This window comes from Curtobacterium sp. MCBA15_008 (assembly GCF_001865065.1).
Lineage (GTDB): Bacteria > Actinomycetota > Actinomycetes > Actinomycetales > Microbacteriaceae > Curtobacterium.
Genome location: NZ_MJGN01000010.1, coordinates 100,470 through 119,439, shown reverse-complemented (window position 1 = coordinate 119,439; position 18,970 = coordinate 100,470). Strand labels below are relative to the sequence as shown.

Genomic DNA, 18,970 nt, shown 5'->3' with positions numbered 1-18,970 from the left:
GTGGACGCACCATGGCAGCGACGCGGGAACACCGGCTCATCGAGACGTTCGTCGCGCTGACGGACACGCTCGTCGACGACTACGACGTGGTCGAGGTCCTGCAGACCCTCGTCGACGGCGCGGTCGAGCTCTTCGACGCGTCCGCCGCGGGCATCCTGCTCGTCAACGGCGAGGGCGACCTCGAGGTCCTCGCGTCGAGCAGCGAACGGTCCGGGCTGCTCGGGCTGCTGCAGCTCGACGCCGGCGAGGGACCCTGCGTCGAGTGCGTCACCACGGGCCGCCTCGTCTCCGTCCACGACGCGGCCGAGATGGCCCGTCGGTGGCCCGCCTTCGCAGCGGCCTCGGCAGCGTCCGGCTACGCCTCCGTGCACGCGATCCCGATGCGGCTCCGCGACACCACCCTCGGTTCGCTCAACCTGTTCCGCGAGACCCCGGGCGCCCTCAACGGGCAGGACGCCGTGGCGGCGCAGGCGCTCACCGACGTCGCCACCATCAGCATCCTGCAGCAGCGCACCCTCGAACACGCCACCACGACCCAGGTGCAGCTGCAGCGTGCCCTCGACAGCCGTGTCGTGATCGAGCAGGCGAAGGGGTTCGTGGCACACACCCACCACGTCGGCACCGACGAGGCGTTCGGCATGCTCCGCCGGTACGCACGCGCGCACCAGATGCTGCTCGCCGACGTGGCGCGCGCCGTCATCGAACGGCGCCTCACGATTCCCTGAGCGGCGCCTCGATCGGCACGGCGCCGCGCGCGTAGCGTCGTCCCCACGGAGCCCCGGTCCCCGGTTCCGGCCCACGCGCGCTGCCCCAGTGCGACACCGCGCCACCGCTCGAACCGGGAGTGCACCATGAGCGACGACAGCGTCGTACCGACGGGGTACCGCAGCACCGTGCCACGATCCGGCCGGTCCGACACGACCTCCACCTACTCCGCCCTGCTCGTGCAGGTCCGCGGCGCCGGACTGCTCCGACCGCGTACCGGGTGGTACTGGGGACTCGTCGCGGTCCTCACCGTCTTGCTCGCCGTCACCGCCGGTGCGTTCGCCGTGCTCGGCGGCTCGTGGTGGCAGCTCGTCGTGGCCGGCGTGCTCGGCCTGCTGTTCACCCAGTTCGCGTTCCTCGCGCACGAGGCAGCGCACCGCCAGGTGTTCGCGTCGCACCACTGGAACGACCGTGCGGCCCGCTACGTCGGCACCTTCCTCACCGGGGTCAGCTACGCCTGGTGGACGAACAAGCACACCCGGCACCACGCCAACCCGAACACGGTCGGCAAGGACCCGGACATCTCGTTCGACGCCATCTCGTTCCGCCCCGAGGATGCCGCCGGTCGCACCGGGTTCCTGCGTGTGCTCGTCCGGGTGCAGGGGTACGCGTTCTTCCCGCTGCTCCTCGTCGAGGGCGTGAACCTGCACTGGCAGTCGATCCGCACCTACACGAGCCGGGGCACGGTCAAGCGCCGCTGGGCCGAGGGGTCGGTGTTCACCGGACGCTTCGTCCTGTACCTCGGCGCCGTCTTCTGGTTCCTGCCGCTCGGCATGGCTTTCGCCTTCCTCGGCGTGCAGCTCGCCGTGTTCGGCTTCTGCATGGGGATCGCGTTCGCGCCGAACCACAAGGGCATGCCGATCATCGAGCCCGGGCGACGCGTCGACTTCTTCTCGCGCCAGGTGCTGACATCCCGGGACATCAGCGGCGGACGGTGGGTCGAGTTCTTCATGGGCGGCCTGAACCACCAGGTCGAGCACCACCTGTTCCCGAGCATGGCCCGTCCGAACCTCCGCGCCGCCCGCGTCATCGTCCGGCGGTACTGCGACGAGCAGGGCGTGCCGTACACCGAGACCACGCTCGTGCGCTCCTACGCGATCGTGGTGCGGTACCTCAACGAGGTCGGGCTCGCCGCGAGGGATCCGTTCGCCTGCCCGATGGTGGAGCGCTTCCGCTGACCGACCGCGGGGGGCCACCAGGGTGGGCCGGTCCGTCGGCCGTGCGCCGCGCCTCCAGGCGGTCACCACCACGGCGGCCGGGAGGCGCGGCGCACCTCCGCGACCACCCTGCGGAAGGCGCGTGGCCGGGACCGGTGCCACCGGACGGCGGCGTACCCAGCCGCACCGGACTACCGTCTGCGACAGGTGACCCGAGCCCCCGGCCGCCGGAACGATTCTCTCGTCCGAAGCCGACCGGAAGTACCCATGACGTCCCTCCCCCGAACGGGCCCGTCCCTCACCGAACAGGTGCGGTGGGTCGAGGTCGACCCGTGGACCTGGCAGGCGGTCTCCGGCGTCGCCGTGATGGGCAGCGTGACCCTCGAGTCCCGGTACGTGGTGCGCTTCGGCGACGGAGACCTGGCCGGCGTGCACACGAGTCTCGAGAGCGCGAAGTCGCAGCTCGACGCGTGGATCCGGTGGGAGATCGAACAGGCCCGCGGGTACTGAGGCGGTTCTCCTCCGACGGGCCTTCCGCTCACCGTCGCGGCGGAGGAGCATGGTGTCGATGACGGGACCAGGTGGCCCCGCGCGAGGAGTGTGCACATGATCGACACCGCGAACGCCTTCAGCGGGTTCTCCGTCCGCGACGTGCCCGAGGCACGCCGGTACTACGAGGAGGTCCTCGGGCTCGAGACCTCCGAGGACCACGGCATGCTCCTGCTGCACGTCGGCGGTGGCCACCCGGTCCTGGTCTACCCGAAGGGCGACGCGCACGAACCCGCGTCGTTCACCGTCCTGAACCTGCCCGTGGCGGACGTCGAGGCCGCGGTCGACGAGCTCGTCGGCCGCGGTGTCGTGTTCGAGCACTACGAGGGCATGACCGACGAGCGGGGCATCAACCGGCAGGGCGGTCCGCTGATCGCCTGGTTCCGCGACCCGTCCGGCAACGTGCTGAGCATCATCAGCGGGCTCGACGAAGCCCGGACGGCGTCGGAGTAGCGCCCGGCTGGGCTGGGCCTGGCCGGGCTGGGCCCGGCTGGACTGGGCTGGGCCCGGCCGGACTGGGTTGGCCAGGCCCGGGCAGTGGGTCGTGCTCAGCGCCGGCGGTGACTCAGCGCCGGCGGTGGGCGGGGAGCGTCCGGCCGCCGGTGTGTCGGCGACGGGCGACGACCGTGAGCGCGATGCCCGCGGCGAGCAGGCCACCGGCGATGCTCAGCGGGACCGTCGGGTCCGAGCCGGTGTAGGCCAACTCGCCGGCCGTGCCGCGGTCACCGCTGCTCACGGCGACGGCGGTGGGCACGCCGTTGCCGGCGGGCGTCGTCGCGGGGGTGGACGGCGTGACCGAAGGGGCCGGGGTCGGGGTCGGTGTCGACACGGGCGGCGCGGGTCGGACCGTGATCGTCACGGTCGTCGTGGTGCTCGGGTTGACCCCGTTCGAGGCGGTGATCGTCACCGGCGACGACCCCGGTGCGGTCGGGGTGCCCGAGATCACGCCCGTGGTGCCGTCGAGCGTCAGGCCGGCGGGGAGCCCGGTCGCCGTGAAGGTCGGCGACGGGGTGCCGGTGGCGGTCACGGTGTACGAGTACGGCTGCCCGACCGTGGCGGGTGTCGGCGCGCCCGAGGTGATCGTGGGCGCGGGGGTCTGGGCCGGCGTCCCCGCAGCGGGGCAGCCGGACGAAGCGGTGATCGTGTTCGTGTCGAGCGTGACCGCACCCGTCCGGGCCAGCAGTCGACCGACGACCGTCGCACCCGTGGTGGCGGTCACCGACTGCTGCGCCAGGACGGTGCCCTGGAACCGGGCGCCCGTGCCGATCGTGGCCGAGCTGCCGACCTGCCAGAAGACGTTGCACGAGCTCGCGCCGCCGGTGATCGTGATGCGGGTCCCCGACCCGATCGTCAGCGTCGACGCGGCCTGGAACACCCACACCGAGTCCGCGCTGCCGGCGAGAGTCAGTGCGCCGGTGTTCGCCAGCGAGAGCGCACCGCCCGAGTACACGCCCGGGGTGAGCGACAGGCCGTTCAACTGGCTCAGGCCGGAGCGCGTCGGCGTGAGGGACGCCGCGACGTCGTACGCCGTGGTGGTGTCCCGCTGGGCCTGGGCAGCGGCGGCGTCCGTCCGGTGCACGACCCCGTTCACGACACCGGGCGACGGCGCGCCGAACCCGGTGATCGAGGTGCCCGGGGACACCCCGACGTCGCCGTTCACGACCGACGGACCGGTGTTCGTGACCGCGCTGGCACCCAGGACCCCGTAGGACGCCGCGGTGCCGAGGCCCACGGGGCCGTCGATCACCGTCGCGGCGGAGGCCCCCGACGTGGAGAGCAGCACGAGGGACGCGGCGAGACCGAGGCCGGCACATCCCGTCATCACGGAGCGGAGGAACGGGGACGTTGCCATGGCGGCACCTGTCTGCGTGGGAGAGGCACGATGTCCGCGTCGACGACGCCGACATGATCTCCGGTCTGCGAAGTATGCGCCCCGGACGGCCGATCCAGCGGGAACGAGCGGAACTCACCCCTGGACGGGGGGTGCTGCCGAGCCCGCGCACCTCACTGCGGCGCGCTCCGCACCCGGAGCGGCACCGACCCCCCGACGTACCGGTCGTCGCTCGACTCGAGCGGACGACCGTCCTCGGCGACGCTGCTCCGCTGGATCCGGAGCAGGGCCGTCCCGGCGGGTACGCCCAGCCATCCCGCGTCCTCGACCGAGGCGCCGACCGCGTCCACGGTGCTCGCCGCCGAGCCGATCCGGATGCCGAAGCGGTCCTCCATCGCGGCGGTCACCGAGGTCTGCCAGTCGGGCATCGACCGGATCACCGCCGCGACCCAGGGCGCGTAGGTCGTCCGCTCGAGCATGACCCGGACGCCGTCGAGCGTCCGCACCCGGGTGACGTGCAGGACCTGCTCGTCCGACGGGCACCGGAAACGCCGTCGCTCGACGACGGTCGTCGGCGCCGCCACCGCCGAGACGACGATGCCCCCGGGGTCCCGGCCCTGCGCGCGGGCCCACTGCGCGAAGGACTCCAGCCGCCCGGCCTCCTGGCTCCGAGCAGCGGAGCGGATCCGCCACCGTGCTCCCGGTCGGGCGTCGAGCAGGCCGGCCGACCGCAGCTCCTCGAGGGCGTGCCGCACGGTCCCGCGGGCGACGCCGTAGTCCGCGGCGAACTCGTGTTCGGACGGCAGGGGGTTGCTGACGTCGAACTCGCCTCGGAGGACCCGGTCGGCGAGGTCGTCGGCGATGTCCCGGAAGAGTGCGTGCACCGCTCGAGCGTGCCGTCACCCGCTCGACCTGTCCAGGTGCACCCGGGCGACCAACGGGTGAACACCGGGATCACGGCGATCACGGCCGAGGCACCTGGACAGGGACGAGGCGTTCCTACCGCCTGCGTTCACCCCGACGCCACGGTCGTGCAAGGACCGGTTCAGCGTGCCTCGCTGTCATGCTCGGGTGCCCTCAACCAGATCCCCGGTCCGCTGGCTCTCCGTCGGCCTGCTCGCGACGCTGCTGACGTTCGCCGCTGGCGCGATCCCCGCCGCGGCGACCGAGGCGACCAGCACGACAGCGCCGACGACGCCGACGTCGAGCCCCTCCTCGGCTCCGGCTCCGGCTCCGGACGGTCGGCTCGAGCTCACCACCACGAACCCGACCCAGGGACAGCCGCTCCGGTTCTCGTGGTCGACCACGACTCCCGACGCGAAGAACTGGGTCGCCGTGTACGACGACCCGGCACAGGCACCGGTGCACGAGGCGCACGTCGGTGCGAGCACCGCCTGGGCGTACGTCCCGGGTGACGGCGGCACCGTCACGATCCCGTCCACCGCCCTCACCCCGGGTCACCCGGTGGTCGCCTACCTCCTCGCGCAGGACGGGTACCGGTGGCTCGCACAACCCGTGACCTTCACCCTCGCGGCGGCTCCCGCGGGGCCGTCGGGCGCCGGTACCCTGCACCTCGAGTCGACCGGGGCACACGTCGGGGACACGATCCGGTTCAGCTTCTCGACCGACTCGCCGGATGAGAAGAACTGGATCGGCGTGTACGCCGATCCGTCGTCCGTGCCCGCCGGCGGACAGTCGCACGGAGCCTCCACCACCTGGACCTACGTGCCCGCCACGACGACCGGCACCGCCGGCCTGTCCACTGCCGGACTGCCGGCCGACGTCACGATCACCGCGGTGCTCCTGCACGCCGACGGCTACCAGCAGCTCGCACCTCCGGTCACCTTCACCCTGGCGCCGAAGCCGCCGCTGGTCGGCAGCGGAGCCGCCACCACCCCGCACTTCCTGCTCGACGACGTCGTCGAACCCACCACTCGCGCAGGTGCGTCCATCGGCCGGAGCGTGGCGGGACTGTGGCGGTCCACGGACGGCAGCGCACCCGCAGCGGTCCCGGTGTTCGCGAAGTCGGCGGGTCCGTCGTGGGTCTCGGTCGCCGCGGACGGCGTCCTGACGGGGACAGCACCGTCGACCTCGCCGGTGCACCCGGCGCTGCTCACGGTCGCGGCGACGGACGGCGCGGGGGTGACCGGCTCGGTCGTCGTCGAGTTCCCGATCGCCGACCCGGGCACACCGCCGACCCTCAAGGCCGAGACCCTCGAGGCCTGGGACGGCGGCTCCCACGTCGACGACCCGGTCGAGAAGCTCGCCCGCTCGGTCCTCGTCGACCGGATCGGTCTGCTCGCCCTCCAGGACTCCGACGGCGACGAACCCGGTGCGCTGGCTGCGGCGCTCGGGTGGGACGTACAGACGTCCGCCGACGGGCTGGCGGTCCTGTCCCCCTGGCCGCTGCACCCGCGCACCGGGGTCTCCCCGCGCCTCCAGGCCCTCAGCGTGAGCGTCGACGTCGCGGGGACGCGAGTCGTCGTCTGGGACGTCGACCTGCCAGCGAACTCCGTCGACCCCGCCTCCGTCTGCGCGGAGGGCGCCGACCGCACCGTGGCGGCGGAGCGCGCCACGGACACCGCCCACGCGGCCGCCGCCATCGCGGCGCGGGTGCGGTCCGACGTCCGGGTCGGCGGCGCCCGGGTGGTGCTGCTCGGAGCGTTGCGCTCGCCCTCCCACCTCGACTGGACCCACACCGACGACACGTGCGGCGCCGGACCGGTCGCCTGGCCGGTCACGAGCGCGTTCACCGCCGTCGGCCTGCGGGACGCCTTCCGGACGGCCAACCCGTCGGTGGCCTCGCACCCGGGTGCCACCACTGACGTCTTCGACGGCCGGCCCGCTGTCCCGAACACCGCCGTTGCCGCGGTCGAGGTCCCTGCGAGCACCGGACGACAGGACGCCGTCCTGGTGTCGGGTCGGATCGCCGTGACCGAGGCGCACACCGCCGTCGACGGGTTCCCGGTGGCAGGGTCCCGTGCGAACCGGTGGACCTCCGACCACGCGGCAGTCGCAGCGAGCCTCGTCCTGCGCGCGGACGCCGGCTCCGGTCCCGCGGGCGGTCCGGGGCGACCTGGAGGCGCGGCGCCGGTCGCCGCGTCCGGCTCGCCCGGGCAGTACCACGCGCCCGACCCCCGGGCGTCCGGCCCGTCCGGCCCGCTCGCCTTCACCGGCACCACCGGCCTGCTCAGCCTCGCCGCCGTCGCGCTCGCCCTGCTCGCCCTCGGCGCGTTCGGTCTGCTCCGCGGACGGCGTCCACCGCGGCTGGACGGCGATGCGGTCGGCCCTGACGACACCACTCCCCACCACCTCGACCTGGAAGGCCCCCGATGAGCACGAGGAAGCCCGAGCGCGGCGCCCCCGACGTCACCCTGACCGGCGCACCGCCACTCACTCCCGACGCCAGGTACCCCACGACGGTCCGCTCCGGCGTCAGTCGGCGGGCGCTCCTCGTCGGCGGTGCCGCGGCGATCATGGCCGGTGTCGCCGCCGGCTCCGCGTTCGGTCGCGGTGCGGTCGCGAGCGCTGCGGCGTCCACGGCCTCGCGGAGCGGAACGATCAAGGACGTCCGACACGTCGTCGTGCTCATGCAGGAGAACCGGTCGTTCGACCACTACTACGGCACGATGCCCGGCGTCCGCGGGTTCTCGGACAAGCAGGCGCTCGAGCTGCCCACCGGCCAGGACGTCTTCCACCAGCCCGCGCCGGCGCGCACCGACGGTGGCGTCATGCTGCCGTTCCGCCTCGACACGACGAAGTACAACGCCCAGAACGCCGGCGGGCTGGACCACTCGTGGAGCGGCGGCCACACGGCGTGGAACGACGGCGCCTGGAACCAGTGGGTCGACGCCAAGAGCGCCCAGACGATGGGGTACTTCACCCAGGAGGACATCCCGTACCAGCGGGCGCTCGCCAAGGCGTTCACGATCTGCGACGACTACCACTGCTCGCTCAACGGCCCCACGACCCCGAACCGGCTCTACCAGTGGTCCGGGACCATCGACCCCACGGGCGGCCGCGGGGGTCCGGCGACGGACAACCCGGCAGACTACGACCCGGTGTACTCGTGGACGACGTACGCCGAACGACTGCAGGCGGCCGGTGTCTCCTGGAAGACGTACGCGAACGACGAGGTCGGGGACAGCGGCGCCGACCCGTACGTCGGCGACTACGGCGACAACCCGCTCTGGCTGTTCGGGCAGTACCACGAAGCCCTCGCGTCGTCCGACCCGGCGCGGCAGCAGCTCGCTGAACGGGCCGGACTGCACGACGGCTGGAAGCCGAACTCCGGCAAGGGTCTCGACGTCCACCACCTGCTCGGCCAGTTCGGGCACGACTGCGCCACGAACAGCCTGCCGACGGTCTCCTACGTCGTCGCGCCCTACGGCTGGTCCGAGCACCCCGCCGCGAGCCCGGACTACGGCGCCCACTACACGAACGCCGTCGTGCAAGCGCTCTTCAGCAACCCGGAGACCTGGGCCTCGACGGTCCTGCTGGTGAACTACGACGAGAACGACGGCTACTTCGACCACGTCGTCGCGCCGTTCCCGGAGCCCGGCACGCCCGACGAGTTCGTCGCAGGGTTGCCGATCGGGATGGGTGCCCGCGTCCCGATGACCGTCGTGTCTCCGTGGAGCCGTGGGGGGTGGGTCAACTCGCAGGTGTCCGACCACACGTCCGTCATCCGGTTCCTCGAGCAGGTCACCGGGGTACGCGAGCCGAACATCTCCGCCTGGCGGCGCACGGTCTCCGGCGATCTGACGAGCTGCTTCGACTTCACGACACCGGACACGAGCATCCCCGGGGCGGACGTCGTGCCGGGCCTCGACCAGACGCAGGCACTCGTCTCCGCCGCTGACGCCGATCACACCAAACCCCCGATCCAGCAACCCGCGGTCGGCGCCCAGCGCATGCCGGCGCAGGAAGCCGGAAGCGCCAAGCACCGGGCGCTGCCGTACCGGCAGCGCGCCGACGCCGCCGTCGACCGGCGGACCGGCCGGGTGACCCTGACGCTCGCGAACGACGGGACGCAGGGCATCAATCACCTGGTGTACCCGAACATCGCGCTGCCGTTCCGCGCCGAGCCGCGGACGATCGCCGCAGGCGCCTCGTCCGAGTGGGTGTGGGAGACCGCGGCGACGGACGGCCGTTACGACGTGAGCGTCTACGGACCCGACCGGTTCCTCCGCCGCTTCGCCGGTACCGTCGTGCCCGGCGACCGGACCGATGTGGGCCTCCCCCACGCCTCGGTCGTCGCGGACCACCGGGGTCGGCCTGCATTGCAGGTCGTGCTGGAGAACGACGGACACGCCGAGGTGCGGTTCGACCTCTCCTCGAACGACTTCGTCGAGCACACCGACACCGCCCACGTGCACGGGACGGGACGGGAGACCGTCCGGTGGCCGCTCGACCCCTGGGGGTACTACGACGTCGTCGTCACGGCGAACACCGGCACCGGCTTCCGGTACCGCTTCGCGGGGCGCGTGGATCGCTGAGCGACAGCGGATCGTCGGCGGCCCGGTGCGTTCAGGAGGCGGCGTGGCCGACGTCCCAGCGGACCGTGACGGTACGGTCGTCCCCCGGGTCGAGCGGCGTCCGCCGACCGAGCACCTCGAGCTCGACGAGGTGCGCGTCCGGTCGGAGGTCCTCGAGGTCGGCGATGGCGGCCGACACCGGGCGTTGTGCCCACAGTTCGAAGCGGCATCCGCCGTCCGGGAACACGGCGGATCGGTCCTCGCCGTCCTCCTCCGCCGCGTGCAGGCGGAGGACCGTGCCGGACGCGCGCCGGTACGTGATCGCGGTCCCGGCCCGGTACCCGCGCTTGGTGACACCCTCGCCGACCGGCAGGGCGACCCCCCGGGGCTGCTCCACCGACGGCGCGCTCCCCTCCCACGTGCCGAGGTCGACCTCGTCGGTCAGGGCTGCACCCTCGACCAGGACGGTCCCGCCGTCGTCGGTCCGGACCTGGCAGACCTCCCACGGAGCCCACCGGGAGGTGGTCGCGCCGCGGTTCTCGAACGTGATCCGTTCGGTGATGCGGCCGGCCCCCTCGAGGATGAACTCGCGGACGATCCGCAGACCCGTGGCACCGTCGTCCGGGCTGCGCAACGAGATCATGGTCGCGGTCTCGTCGAGGACCTCCCACCTGCCCGAGTCGAACGCACCGTCCGGCGGGCCGTGCCACTCGTCCGGCGTCGTCCATCCCTGGGGCGCCGGCCACGTCTTCGATCCGCCGGTGTTCGCCCAGGTGCTCATCCCGCCGGTTCCGTCCGGCCACTCCTCCAACGGCAGTACCGGCCGGAAGCGCGCGTCGAGCAGCTCGGGGTTCTGCCAGAGGACCTCTTCGTCGTCGACCCGGAGGGACAGCAACCGGCCGCCGAGCGACGGGGCGAAGACCGCCGTGAGACCGTCGCGCCGCAGCGTGTGGAGCGGGAGGTCCACGCTCACCGGACCGGAGCAGTCGGCGGGACGAGCACGACCTTGCCGGTCGCGCCCGCCGCGGCGATACGGTAGCCCTCGTCCGCGTCGAGGAGCCCGAGCCGGTGCGAGACCACGACCTCGGGGTGGAGCCCAGCGGCGGCCAGCATGCCGGTCACGTCCTCCATTCCCTGCAGGGACGTCACCCAGGACGCCGTGACGGTGAGCTGCTTGTGCAGCAGCGTGTCCGAGACCTCCGTCTCGAGCCGCCCGCCCTCCCCGATCAGACCCACCCGTCCCCACTCGGCGGCCGCGTCGACGGCCGTCGACCGACCGGGAGTCGAGCCCGAGCAGTCGACCGTGACCTGGCAGCCCACGCCGTCGGTGAGCTCCATGATCCGGTCGACGGCGTGCTCGTCCGCGAGGACGACGTCGTCGACGAGTCCGGTCGATTCGACGAAGGCGATCCGCTCCGGGCTGCGCTCGACGCCGATCACCCGGCGGGCGCCGAGCAGCCGGCCCAGCATCGCCGCCGCGAGACCGACCGGACCGAGTCCGACGACGAGCAGGTCCTCTCCGCCGTGGACCCTCGTCCGGACGAGTCCCTCGTACGCGGTGCCGAAGCCGCACGCGATGAGCGCACCGTCGACGTACGTCAGGTCACCGAGGAGCGGGACGAGGGTCGACTCGTCGGCGAGCACGTACTCGGCGTGCCCGCCGTCGCGCTGCCATCCGTAGGACGCCTTGTGTGCTTGATCCGTGCAACTGATGAAGTACCCGCTCCGGCAGTTCCGGCACCGGCCGCATCCCTGAATGTGGTAGACGATGACGTCGTCCCCCACGGCGAAGCGGGTCACGCCGGGGCCGGCTGAGACGATGCGTCCGGACGGCTCGTGCCCCGCGACGACGCCCTTGTAGGCCGGCGCTCCGTCCAGACCCTTGTGGGTCTTGTAGCCGCGGTAGATGAACCCGATGTCGCTGCCGCAGATGCCCGAGGCACCCACCTGCACGAGGACCTGCCCGGGCCCGGGTACGGGCACGGGAACCTGGCGGACCTCCGCCGTGGAGTCTCCGGGGAGGTAGACGCCGGGCATGGTCGTGGTGGTCGTGTGGGTCACGTCGGTGATGGTCATGTCAGTCGTCCTCTCGGGCCCCGCGACGGCGGGACAGGGTCACGTTCAGCAGGACCGCGAGGACGATGATGACGCCGCGGACCACGTTCTGCAGGAAGGAGTTCACGCCCAGCAGCACCAGGCCGTTGCCGATGAGCGTGATGAAGATCACCCCGAGGAACGTGCCGATGAGGCTGCCACGGCCGCCGGTCATCGCGGTGCCGCCGACGACGACCGCAGCGATGACGTCGAACTCGAGGCCGTTGGCGGCGGTCGAGTTGCCCGAACCGAGGCGTGCCGTGAGCAGCACGCCGGAGACCGCCCCGAGGAATCCCGTGATGGCGAAGAGCGCGACCCGTACCCGGCGCACCGGGATGCCGGCGAGGCGCGCCGCCGGCGCGTTGCCGCCGATGGCGAAGACGGAGCGGCCGAACGGGGTCTTCCGGGCGATGAACCCGAACACGAGGAACGCGACGATCATCACGATGGCCGGTGTCGGGATGCCGAGCACGTCGCCGTTGAGGAAGTCCATCACGGGGTCGGCGTCCGGGATCTGCACGGGCAGGGCGTTGGTGACGAACTGGGCCAGGCCGCGCAGGACGCTCCACAGACCGAGGGTCGCGATGAACGACGGGACGGCGAAGCGCGCCCGGAGGATGCCCGCGAGCGATCCCCACGCGGTGCCGATGGTCAGGGTGAGGATGATCGCCAACCACGTCGGGAGCCCCCACTGCGAGATGGCGGACGCGGCGACGACGCTGGAGAGGGCGACCGCAGGGCCGGTGGACACGTCGATCTCGCCGGCGATGATGACGAGCGTCATGCCGGTCGCGGCCACCCCGATGAGCGCAGCGTCTCGGAGCAGCCCACTCTGGTTCGCAGCGGTGAAGAACCCGACTGCGTTGAAGGTCAGGTACACGTAGAGCAGGACGATCGCGACGAGCAGCCCGACGATGTTGACGAGGGTGGTGTTGCCGCCGATGGCGCGTCGGGCGCGCGTGAACGGGCCCGGCCGGGCGTCGGCGACACCGGTGGTGGTCTCGGGAGTGTTCTCCACGGTGGTGGTCATGTCGGTTCCTTCACTCGGCACGGACGTCGACGTCCGTCGGGTCGGTGGGTTGTGCGGGTGTCGTCGCCGGGTGGTCGCCGGGATCGGAGGCGACCCCCATCGAAGCGGCGAGGACGTCGGGCACGGTGATGTCGGGCGCGCGGAACTCCTCGCGGATCCGGCCGCCACGGAGCACGAGGACCCGGTCGCACGCGAGCGGGAGCTCTTCGGCCTCGCTGGAGACGAAGACGACGAGCTTCCCGCTGTCGGCGACCTGGCGCATGATGTCGTAGATCTGCGCCTTGGCTTGCACGTCGACGCCCCGGGTGGGTTCGTCCAGCAGCAGGACGTCGCTGTCGGCGTGCAACCACCGCGCGATGACGGCCTTCTGCTGGTTGCCTCCGGACAGGGTGTTGATCGGTCGGGTCATGTCGTCCGCCTTGATCGCGAGCCGCCCGGCGAGGGCCCTCGTCGCCTCGCGGATCTTGCCCGACGCGAGGACACCGCCCGAGGACACCCGCCTCCAGTCGGACATGACGATGTTCTCGTCGATGCCGAGCCCCGGGATGATCCCGGTCCCCTTCCGGTCCTCGGGTGTCATGCCGACACCGAGTTGCCGCATCCTGCGGGGGGTGGGGTGTTGCTCGAGCCGGCCCCGGACGGAGACGGCTCCCGAGCGGATCCGGTCGTACCCGGCGATGGCTCGGAGCAGTTCGGTCCGCCCGGTGCCGAGGAGCCCAGCGATGCCGAGCACTTCACCGGCGCGGCCCTCGAACGAGACGCCGTCGAGCTTCGGGGCGAGGACGACGTCGTCGACGCGGAGCAGGACCTCGCCGTCCGTCCGTGCCGTGCGGACGGCAACCGTCGACTCGAGCGCTTCCCCGAGCATCAGGTGGATGATCCGGTTGGTGTCCGCACCGCTGATCGAGACGGTCTCGATGACGCGCCCGTTCCGCATCACCGTCGCCGTGTCGGCGATCTGTCGGATCTCGTCCATCCGGTGGCTCACGTACAGCACGGCCACTCCCTCGGCGGAGAGACGCTGGACGGTGCCGAGGACGACGTCGACCTCGGCCGAGGCGAGTGCGGACGTCGGCTCGTCCAGGATCAGGAGCTTCGGCTCCTCCTGGACGGCGCGGGCGATCTCGACGATCTGCTGCTGGGCGAGGGTGAGCGTCCCGACGACCGCGTCCGGGTCGATGTCCGCTCCGAGGCGCTCGAGCGTCGCTCGGGTCGATGCGGTCATCCGTCGTCGATCGATCCCGAACCCGCTCATCGGCCACTTCCCGAGACTCAGGTTCTCGGCCACCGTGACCTCGCGGATGAGGCTCAGCTCCTGGTAACAGGTGGCGACGCCACGGCGACCGGCCTCGTTCACCCCGCCGTCCAGGGGCTCGCCGTCGATGCGCACCTCGCCGGTGTCCGGGCGTTCGACGCCGGAGAGCAGACGGATGAGCGTGGACTTGCCTGCACCGTTCTGCCCGAGCAGGGCTCGGACCTCGCCGGGCTGGATCGTGAAGTCGACGTCGTCGAGCGCGACGACCCCGGGGTACTGCTTCCTCGCTCCCCGGACCTCCGCGATCGCGGGACGGGTGCTGCGTTCTGGTGCTGTCGTCATCGACGGACCTCTCTCGGTGTGGGTGGCGGCGGGCCGGAGGATGCCGGACCGCCGCCCTGGTCGGTCTGCGCTCAGGGCAGGCCGTCCTTGTGGGTCTCCAGCCACTTCGCAGCGTCGTCCGGCTGGTAGAGGTCGATCGGAGCGTCGACGACGTCGCCCTTCTTGCCCTTCCCGTCGATGGCCTTGGCGGCGGCGTCGTACGCGAGCTTCCCCGCCTGGATCCCGGAGATGTCGACGACAGCCTTGAGCGTCGTGCCCTTCTGCAGCTCACTCGCGATGTCACTCGTCATGTCCGACCCGAAGACCGCGACCTTGCCCACCAGCCCGCGGTTCTCGACGGCCTTGTACGCACCGACGGTCGCACCGCCGGCTTCGCCGTACATGCCGTCCAGGTCGGGGTGCGCGCTGAGCATCTGCTCGGCAGTGGGGACGGCTTGGTCGACCTCCGCTCCCTCCTGGTTCGCGACGAACTGCGCGCCGGGGAGCGCCTTGGTGAGCGCGTCCTTGAAGCCGGCGAAGCGTTCCTTGCAGACCTCGTACTGCTCGCAGTTGATCACGCCCATCTTGGGAGCGTCGATGCCCTTGCCCCTGAAGTACTCGGCGGCCTTGTCGCCGAGCATGGACCCGAACTTCGCCGGGTCGCCGAGGACGTACGCGGAGACGTACTTCTGCACGGCGGCGTCGGAGACGCAGGTGTTGTAGCAGACGACCGGGATGCCGGCCTTCGACGCCTGCTTCACGGCGGGCAGGCTGCCGTCGGTGGACACCGCCGACATGATGATGGCGTTCACGTTCGACGAGACCAACGTGTTCATGAAGGAGCTCTCCTTCGAGACGTCCCCGGCGGACGTCGACTCGAGGAACTTCACCTTCGTGTCCGACGCGTCCGCCGCGTCCTCGACGCCCTTCTTGACGCCGCCGTAGAAGCCCTGGGAGTCGAGGTACATGGCACCGATGCGGAGGTTGGACCCCTTGCCGGTGCCGGCGGAGGGGACGGAGCACGCGCTGAGGGCGAGTGCCACGGCGGCGACGCCCGCGGCGATGGCTGCGGCTCGTCGGAGGTGGGTTCGGGTCATGGTTGATCGTTCCTTTCTGGATCCGGCGACACTGCCGGTTCGGGCGAAGGGCCCGGGAGTCAGTCGAGGACGGCGTCCGCGACGTGGAGCGTGCGGGACGCGGAGAGTTCCGCGTGCAGGGCCCGGAGCCGGGCGACGAGCGAGTCGCGCTGCTCCGCGGGGTCGGTGTGGAACAGGAGCATGGTCGGCAGCGAGGTCGCGAAGTAGTCGATGTCCGTCGGCGCCGCGGCGAGCTCGTCGATGAACGCAGCCAACTCGTCGAGCCGCTGTCGGGCTGCGGGTCGTCGGCCGAGTCGATCGAGCGCGGCGACGGACCAGACGCTCCGCTCGGTGAAGGGCGCGGTCGCCATGTCGGAGAAGTCGCCGTGTGCGTCGGCTGCGGTCCGCCAGGCCTCCTCCGCGCTCGCGGACCGGCCGAGCTCGGAGAGCGCGTCACCGAGCGCCAGGTGCAGGTCGGCGGTCGTGGCCAACGGGTGCCTGGCTTCTCCCAACGACGCCGGCGGGTGCAGTGCCGTCTGGACGGCGTCCGCCGCGGCCACCGCGTCCCCGGCTGCCAGCGCAGCACGACTGCGTGCCAATGCCGCCCGGTCCCAGGCCGCCAACACCCGGCCTTCCCCGCCCTCCCACGGTTGGAACGCCCGACCGGACAGGACGATCGCGGCGTCCTCGGGACGACCGAGCTCGAGCAGGAGGTTCACGCGGCTCAAAGTGAGGTCGTCGCGCTCCGCCACCAGATCGGCTTGCTCGTCGAGCACCCGGAGTCGTTCCTCCGCGCTCGTCCCGGTACGGGCGGCGAGTTCGTCCGCCTCGTACAGCAGGCGGGCATCGTCCGGCAGCGCTCGCCGAGCCGCGGCGTAGTGTTCGCGGGCCGCTGCGAGGTCACCGTGTACGTTGACGGCCGCGACACCGAGGTTGCGGTGCAGCACGGCGGCGTCGAGGCCCGTCGCCCCGGCGGCCAGACCCCGTAGCCAGCTGTCGCCCGCTTCCTCCACACGGCCTCGGTCGTAGAGCCACGAGCCGAGCATGGACCAGAGCACCGGAACCCCGGCATCGAAGGCGACGACCCGGCGCAGTGCATCGACGTCGTCGAGTCGTGACGGCAGCGCGTTCGTGTGGTCGGTCGCTGCCGCGTAGACCACGGCGCGATGGGCGTCGTCGAGTCGACCGGCCTGGAGCGCGAGGTCGGCGACGTGCACGGCGACCAACGGCCGCACGTTCACCTGCCCGAGTGCCTGACGGCCGGCTCGGGCCTCGGCGAGGGCCAGCAGCTGCTGCGACTCCGTGAACCCGTCGACCGAGCGGTACTCGAGTGCGACGTCGAGCAGGGTGGTGGCATCGTCGCTGACCGGGCGTCCGGCGAGGTGGCGTGCCCACTGGTCGAGCGGGTCGAGACGGAGCGTCTCGGCGAGGAGTGTCTCCGCTTCCCCGGTCCGTCCGAGTCGGCGGAGCACCACCACGGCGATGTCGCGCGCCTGGAGGTGCTCCCGATCGTGTCGCAGGACGGCCTCCACGTGCTCGAGCGCCGCGGACGGGTCTTCGCCGGCGATCGAACGTGCCAGCGCCAGGTGCGCCGGGGCCGCTTGCGCTGCGTTCCACGTCGCCTTCCCCAGGGCGCGCCGACCGTCGTCGCGACGGCCGGACCGGAGCAACGCCAGGCCGAGCCGGTAGTGCGCCTCGCCGTCGGACGGGTTCGGTGCCCAGGCGGTGAGACGGTCGACGGCGCTCTGCAGGTGCTCGACGGCGCCGGCGTAGTCCGCCGCGGCGTACCGGCGATTGCCCAGCGCGATGTGCGCGCGGACGTCCCCGGGGTCGCGGCGCAGCGCTTCTTCCCAGTACGGCTCCGGCGATCGGGTCGCATGCCGGTACTGCTCGAGGTAGCCGCCGATGAGCACGAGTTCCTCGACGGTCGCCACCGATGCCGGTGCTGGCGGTGCGATCGCTGCCGCCGGTGTGTCGACGGGTCCCTCCGGGATCGGTCGTCGGGAGAACCGCACGAGCTCCCGCTCCCCGGCGCAGACCGCGACCCGCACATCGGACGGGGCGACGTCGGCCGGCACGGTCCAGTCGACGATCACCGGTTCGCCCGGGGCGAGAGCCGCTGCCAGCTCGTCGAGCACGCTGCCGGACCGATCTTCGATCCGCAGCACCGCGTCGTCCGCCACCACGCTCGACGAGACACCGATCCGCAACGTTGCGACGGCCGACACGTCGACCCGGATCGCCGCGTCACGTGTCGCCTGCATCGCCGGTCCGATTCCGCTGATCGGGTACCAGTACTGGGAGAAGCTCTTGGTCTCTCCGGGCTCCAGGTACGAGAAGTCCGGCTGGTTGTCGGTGTACACGCCGGCCATCAGCTCGACGTAGGGGCCGTCCGTGTCGGTGAGCATCGCGTCCCACGTGTGACCGAAGGGTGCGTTGCCCCACGTCCACTGCTTCTTCCCCGGCGAGATGGTCCGGTCCGCCCAGTGCACGAACCCGGCCTCCCGCCCGTGGTCGTAGCCGCCGAAGAACGCGTCCTCGGTGTCGGTGACCATGTAGGACGTCGGTACGGGGATGTTCCGGTACCAGTCGAGTCGGTCGGCGTCGGGGTGGTCGGCATCGACCCGCGCCGGGTAGTCGACGCCGTAGTAGGTCGCGTCGACGGCCGGGAACGTCGCCACCGCTCGCTTGGCGTGGTCGGCGACGTGGTGCACGTCCGTCGGGAAGAAGCTCTGGTAGTCGTCGTTCACCGCGGCTGCCACGTTCGCCCACCACAGGAACGTCTCGGTGCGTTCGCTTCGGTTGTAGAGGCGCACGCGAGCCTCGATCGCGGAGGAGTCCGGACGGAGCCGGATCCCGTGCATGCCCTTCATGCGGGCGAACGGGTCGTGGTCGGAGCACCAGACGGTCACCGATCCGTCGGCCTCGCGTTCGATCGACACATCGGTCGGCAGGTACGTCGCCGGCCGGTGGTGCTGCGGCCAGTTGAACTCGACGCCACCGGAGATCCACGGTCCGGCCAGCCCGACCAGCGCGGGCTTGATGACGTTGTTCCGGTAGAAGAAGTCGTGGTCGGTCGTCTTGTCGTACCCCACGTGGATGCGACCGCCGAGCTCCGGCAGGACGACGACGCGCACCCAGCGGTTCTCGAGATGCACGGCCTGCCACGGGTGCGGCTGCTTGTCCTGTGCGATGCGCTCGTGGAACGGCAGCGGGAACACCCGCCCGGACGATCCTTGGTACACCCGACGGTCCAGGAACTGCGGGAACCGATCCGGGTCGAGTGGCTCGTACGTGTCGATGACGAGCGGTTCGGACCAGGCCGCGACGGGGAGACCCGCCTGGTCGGCGGGGATCGGAGGGAGATCGAGCCTCGACTCTTCGTTGAGCATGCAGCGATCGTACGGAGGCGTTC

At 71.8% G+C, this 18,970-nt stretch carries 14 protein-coding genes; 6 read left to right on the top strand and 8 right to left on the bottom strand.

The genetic code is table 11. From position 1 onward, the window contains the following. The first annotated feature begins 11 nt into the window (after positions 1-11). The 4 genes from BIU96_RS04880 to BIU96_RS04865 all read left to right on the top strand — a co-directional run bounded on the left by BIU96_RS04880 (position 12) and on the right by BIU96_RS04865 (position 2,924). Positions 12-725: a GAF and ANTAR domain-containing protein gene (locus BIU96_RS04880; RefSeq protein WP_071291484.1), complete on the top strand. Its 714-nt coding sequence runs from the start codon at positions 12-14 to the stop codon at positions 723-725. A gap of 126 nt (positions 726-851) precedes the next feature. Next, positions 852-1,943, top strand: a complete 1,092-nt coding sequence (locus tag BIU96_RS04875) for an acyl-CoA desaturase (protein WP_071291483.1) — start codon at positions 852-854, stop codon at positions 1,941-1,943. Between the two features lie 246 nt (positions 1,944-2,189). After that, the gene (locus BIU96_RS04870; protein ID WP_071291482.1) at positions 2,190-2,432 is read left to right on the top strand and encodes a hypothetical protein; all 243 of its coding nucleotides are present in this window, start codon (positions 2,190-2,192) and stop codon (positions 2,430-2,432) included. 96 nt (positions 2,433-2,528) lie between these two features. Further along, entirely contained in the window at positions 2,529-2,924 is a 396-nt protein-coding gene (locus tag BIU96_RS04865) for a VOC family protein (protein WP_071291481.1), read from the top strand. Between the two features lie 112 nt (positions 2,925-3,036). On the opposite strand, the gene BIU96_RS04860 is transcribed toward BIU96_RS04865, so the two are convergent. Then, positions 3,037-4,323 (bottom strand): ice-binding family protein, encoded by a 1,287-nt coding sequence (locus tag BIU96_RS04860; RefSeq protein WP_071291480.1) that lies wholly within the window; start codon positions 4,321-4,323, stop codon positions 3,037-3,039. Between the two features lie 152 nt (positions 4,324-4,475). Continuing rightward, positions 4,476-5,186: a GntR family transcriptional regulator gene (locus BIU96_RS04855; RefSeq protein ID WP_071291479.1), complete on the bottom strand. Its 711-nt coding sequence runs from the start codon at positions 5,184-5,186 to the stop codon at positions 4,476-4,478. 187 nt (positions 5,187-5,373) lie between these two features. Here BIU96_RS04855 and BIU96_RS04850 point away from each other — a divergent pair, with 187 nt between their 5' ends. Both BIU96_RS04850 and BIU96_RS04845 read left to right on the top strand, forming a co-directional pair. Next, on the top strand, positions 5,374-7,638 hold the full coding sequence (locus BIU96_RS04850) for a hypothetical protein (RefSeq protein WP_071291478.1): 2,265 nt from the start codon (positions 5,374-5,376) through the stop codon (positions 7,636-7,638). Further along, the gene (locus tag BIU96_RS04845) at positions 7,635-9,800 is read left to right on the top strand and encodes a phosphocholine-specific phospholipase C (protein ID WP_071291477.1); all 2,166 of its coding nucleotides are present in this window, start codon (positions 7,635-7,637) and stop codon (positions 9,798-9,800) included. The genes BIU96_RS04850 and BIU96_RS04845 overlap by 4 nt, the downstream gene beginning before the upstream one ends. Before the next feature lie 31 nt (positions 9,801-9,831). Here the strand turns inward: BIU96_RS04845 and BIU96_RS04840 are convergent, their stop codons facing one another. The 6 genes from BIU96_RS04840 to BIU96_RS04815 form a co-directional block, all read right to left on the bottom strand. Beyond that, positions 9,832-10,746, bottom strand: a complete 915-nt coding sequence (locus tag BIU96_RS04840) for a hypothetical protein (protein ID WP_139199817.1) — start codon at positions 10,744-10,746, stop codon at positions 9,832-9,834. 2 nt (positions 10,747-10,748) lie between these two features. Beyond that, a complete protein-coding gene (locus BIU96_RS04835) occupies positions 10,749-11,855 on the bottom strand; it encodes a zinc-binding dehydrogenase (protein WP_071291475.1) in 1,107 nt (368 codons plus the stop codon). A 1-nt stretch (position 11,856) separates the two neighbouring features. Beyond that, positions 11,857-12,903 (bottom strand): ABC transporter permease, encoded by a 1,047-nt coding sequence (locus BIU96_RS04830; protein WP_083402667.1) that lies wholly within the window; start codon positions 12,901-12,903, stop codon positions 11,857-11,859. Positions 12,904-12,913: 10 nt separating this feature from the next. Next, positions 12,914-14,500 carry a sugar ABC transporter ATP-binding protein gene (locus tag BIU96_RS04825; protein WP_071291474.1) on the bottom strand — a complete coding sequence of 529 codons (1,587 nt, stop codon included), beginning with the start codon at positions 14,498-14,500 and terminating at the stop codon, positions 12,914-12,916. A gap of 71 nt (positions 14,501-14,571) precedes the next feature. Then, positions 14,572-15,576 (bottom strand): substrate-binding domain-containing protein, encoded by a 1,005-nt coding sequence (locus BIU96_RS04820; RefSeq protein ID WP_071291473.1) that lies wholly within the window; start codon positions 15,574-15,576, stop codon positions 14,572-14,574. A 59-nt stretch (positions 15,577-15,635) separates the two neighbouring features. Continuing rightward, on the bottom strand, positions 15,636-18,947 hold the full coding sequence (locus BIU96_RS04815; protein ID WP_071291472.1) for a DUF5107 domain-containing protein: 3,312 nt from the start codon (positions 18,945-18,947) through the stop codon (positions 15,636-15,638). Positions 18,948-18,970: the final 23 nt, after the last annotated feature.

Bases quoted from the DNA above. Each gene is read 5' to 3' on its own strand.
- BIU96_RS04860 (WP_071291480.1), bottom strand. From the start codon at position 4,323: ATGGCAACGTCCCCGTTCCTCCGCTCCGTGATGACGGGATGTGCCGGC.
- BIU96_RS04835 (WP_071291475.1), bottom strand. From the start codon at position 11,855: ATGACCATCACCGACGTGACCCACACGACCACCACGACCATGCCCGGC.
- BIU96_RS04830 (WP_083402667.1), bottom strand. From the start codon at position 12,903: ATGACCACCACCGTGGAGAACACTCCCGAGACCACCACCGGTGTCGCC.
- BIU96_RS04845 (WP_071291477.1), top strand. From the start codon at position 7,635: ATGAGCACGAGGAAGCCCGAGCGCGGCGCCCCCGACGTCACCCTGACC.
- BIU96_RS04880 (WP_071291484.1), top strand. From the start codon at position 12: ATGGCAGCGACGCGGGAACACCGGCTCATCGAGACGTTCGTCGCGCTG.
- BIU96_RS04875 (WP_071291483.1), top strand. From the start codon at position 852: ATGAGCGACGACAGCGTCGTACCGACGGGGTACCGCAGCACCGTGCCA.
- BIU96_RS04825 (WP_071291474.1), bottom strand. From the start codon at position 14,500: ATGACGACAGCACCAGAACGCAGCACCCGTCCCGCGATCGCGGAGGTC.
- BIU96_RS04820 (WP_071291473.1), bottom strand. From the start codon at position 15,576: ATGACCCGAACCCACCTCCGACGAGCCGCAGCCATCGCCGCGGGCGTC.
- BIU96_RS04865 (WP_071291481.1), top strand. From the start codon at position 2,529: ATGATCGACACCGCGAACGCCTTCAGCGGGTTCTCCGTCCGCGACGTG.
- BIU96_RS04870 (WP_071291482.1), top strand. From the start codon at position 2,190: ATGACGTCCCTCCCCCGAACGGGCCCGTCCCTCACCGAACAGGTGCGG.
- BIU96_RS04815 (WP_071291472.1), bottom strand. From the start codon at position 18,947: ATGCTCAACGAAGAGTCGAGGCTCGATCTCCCTCCGATCCCCGCCGAC.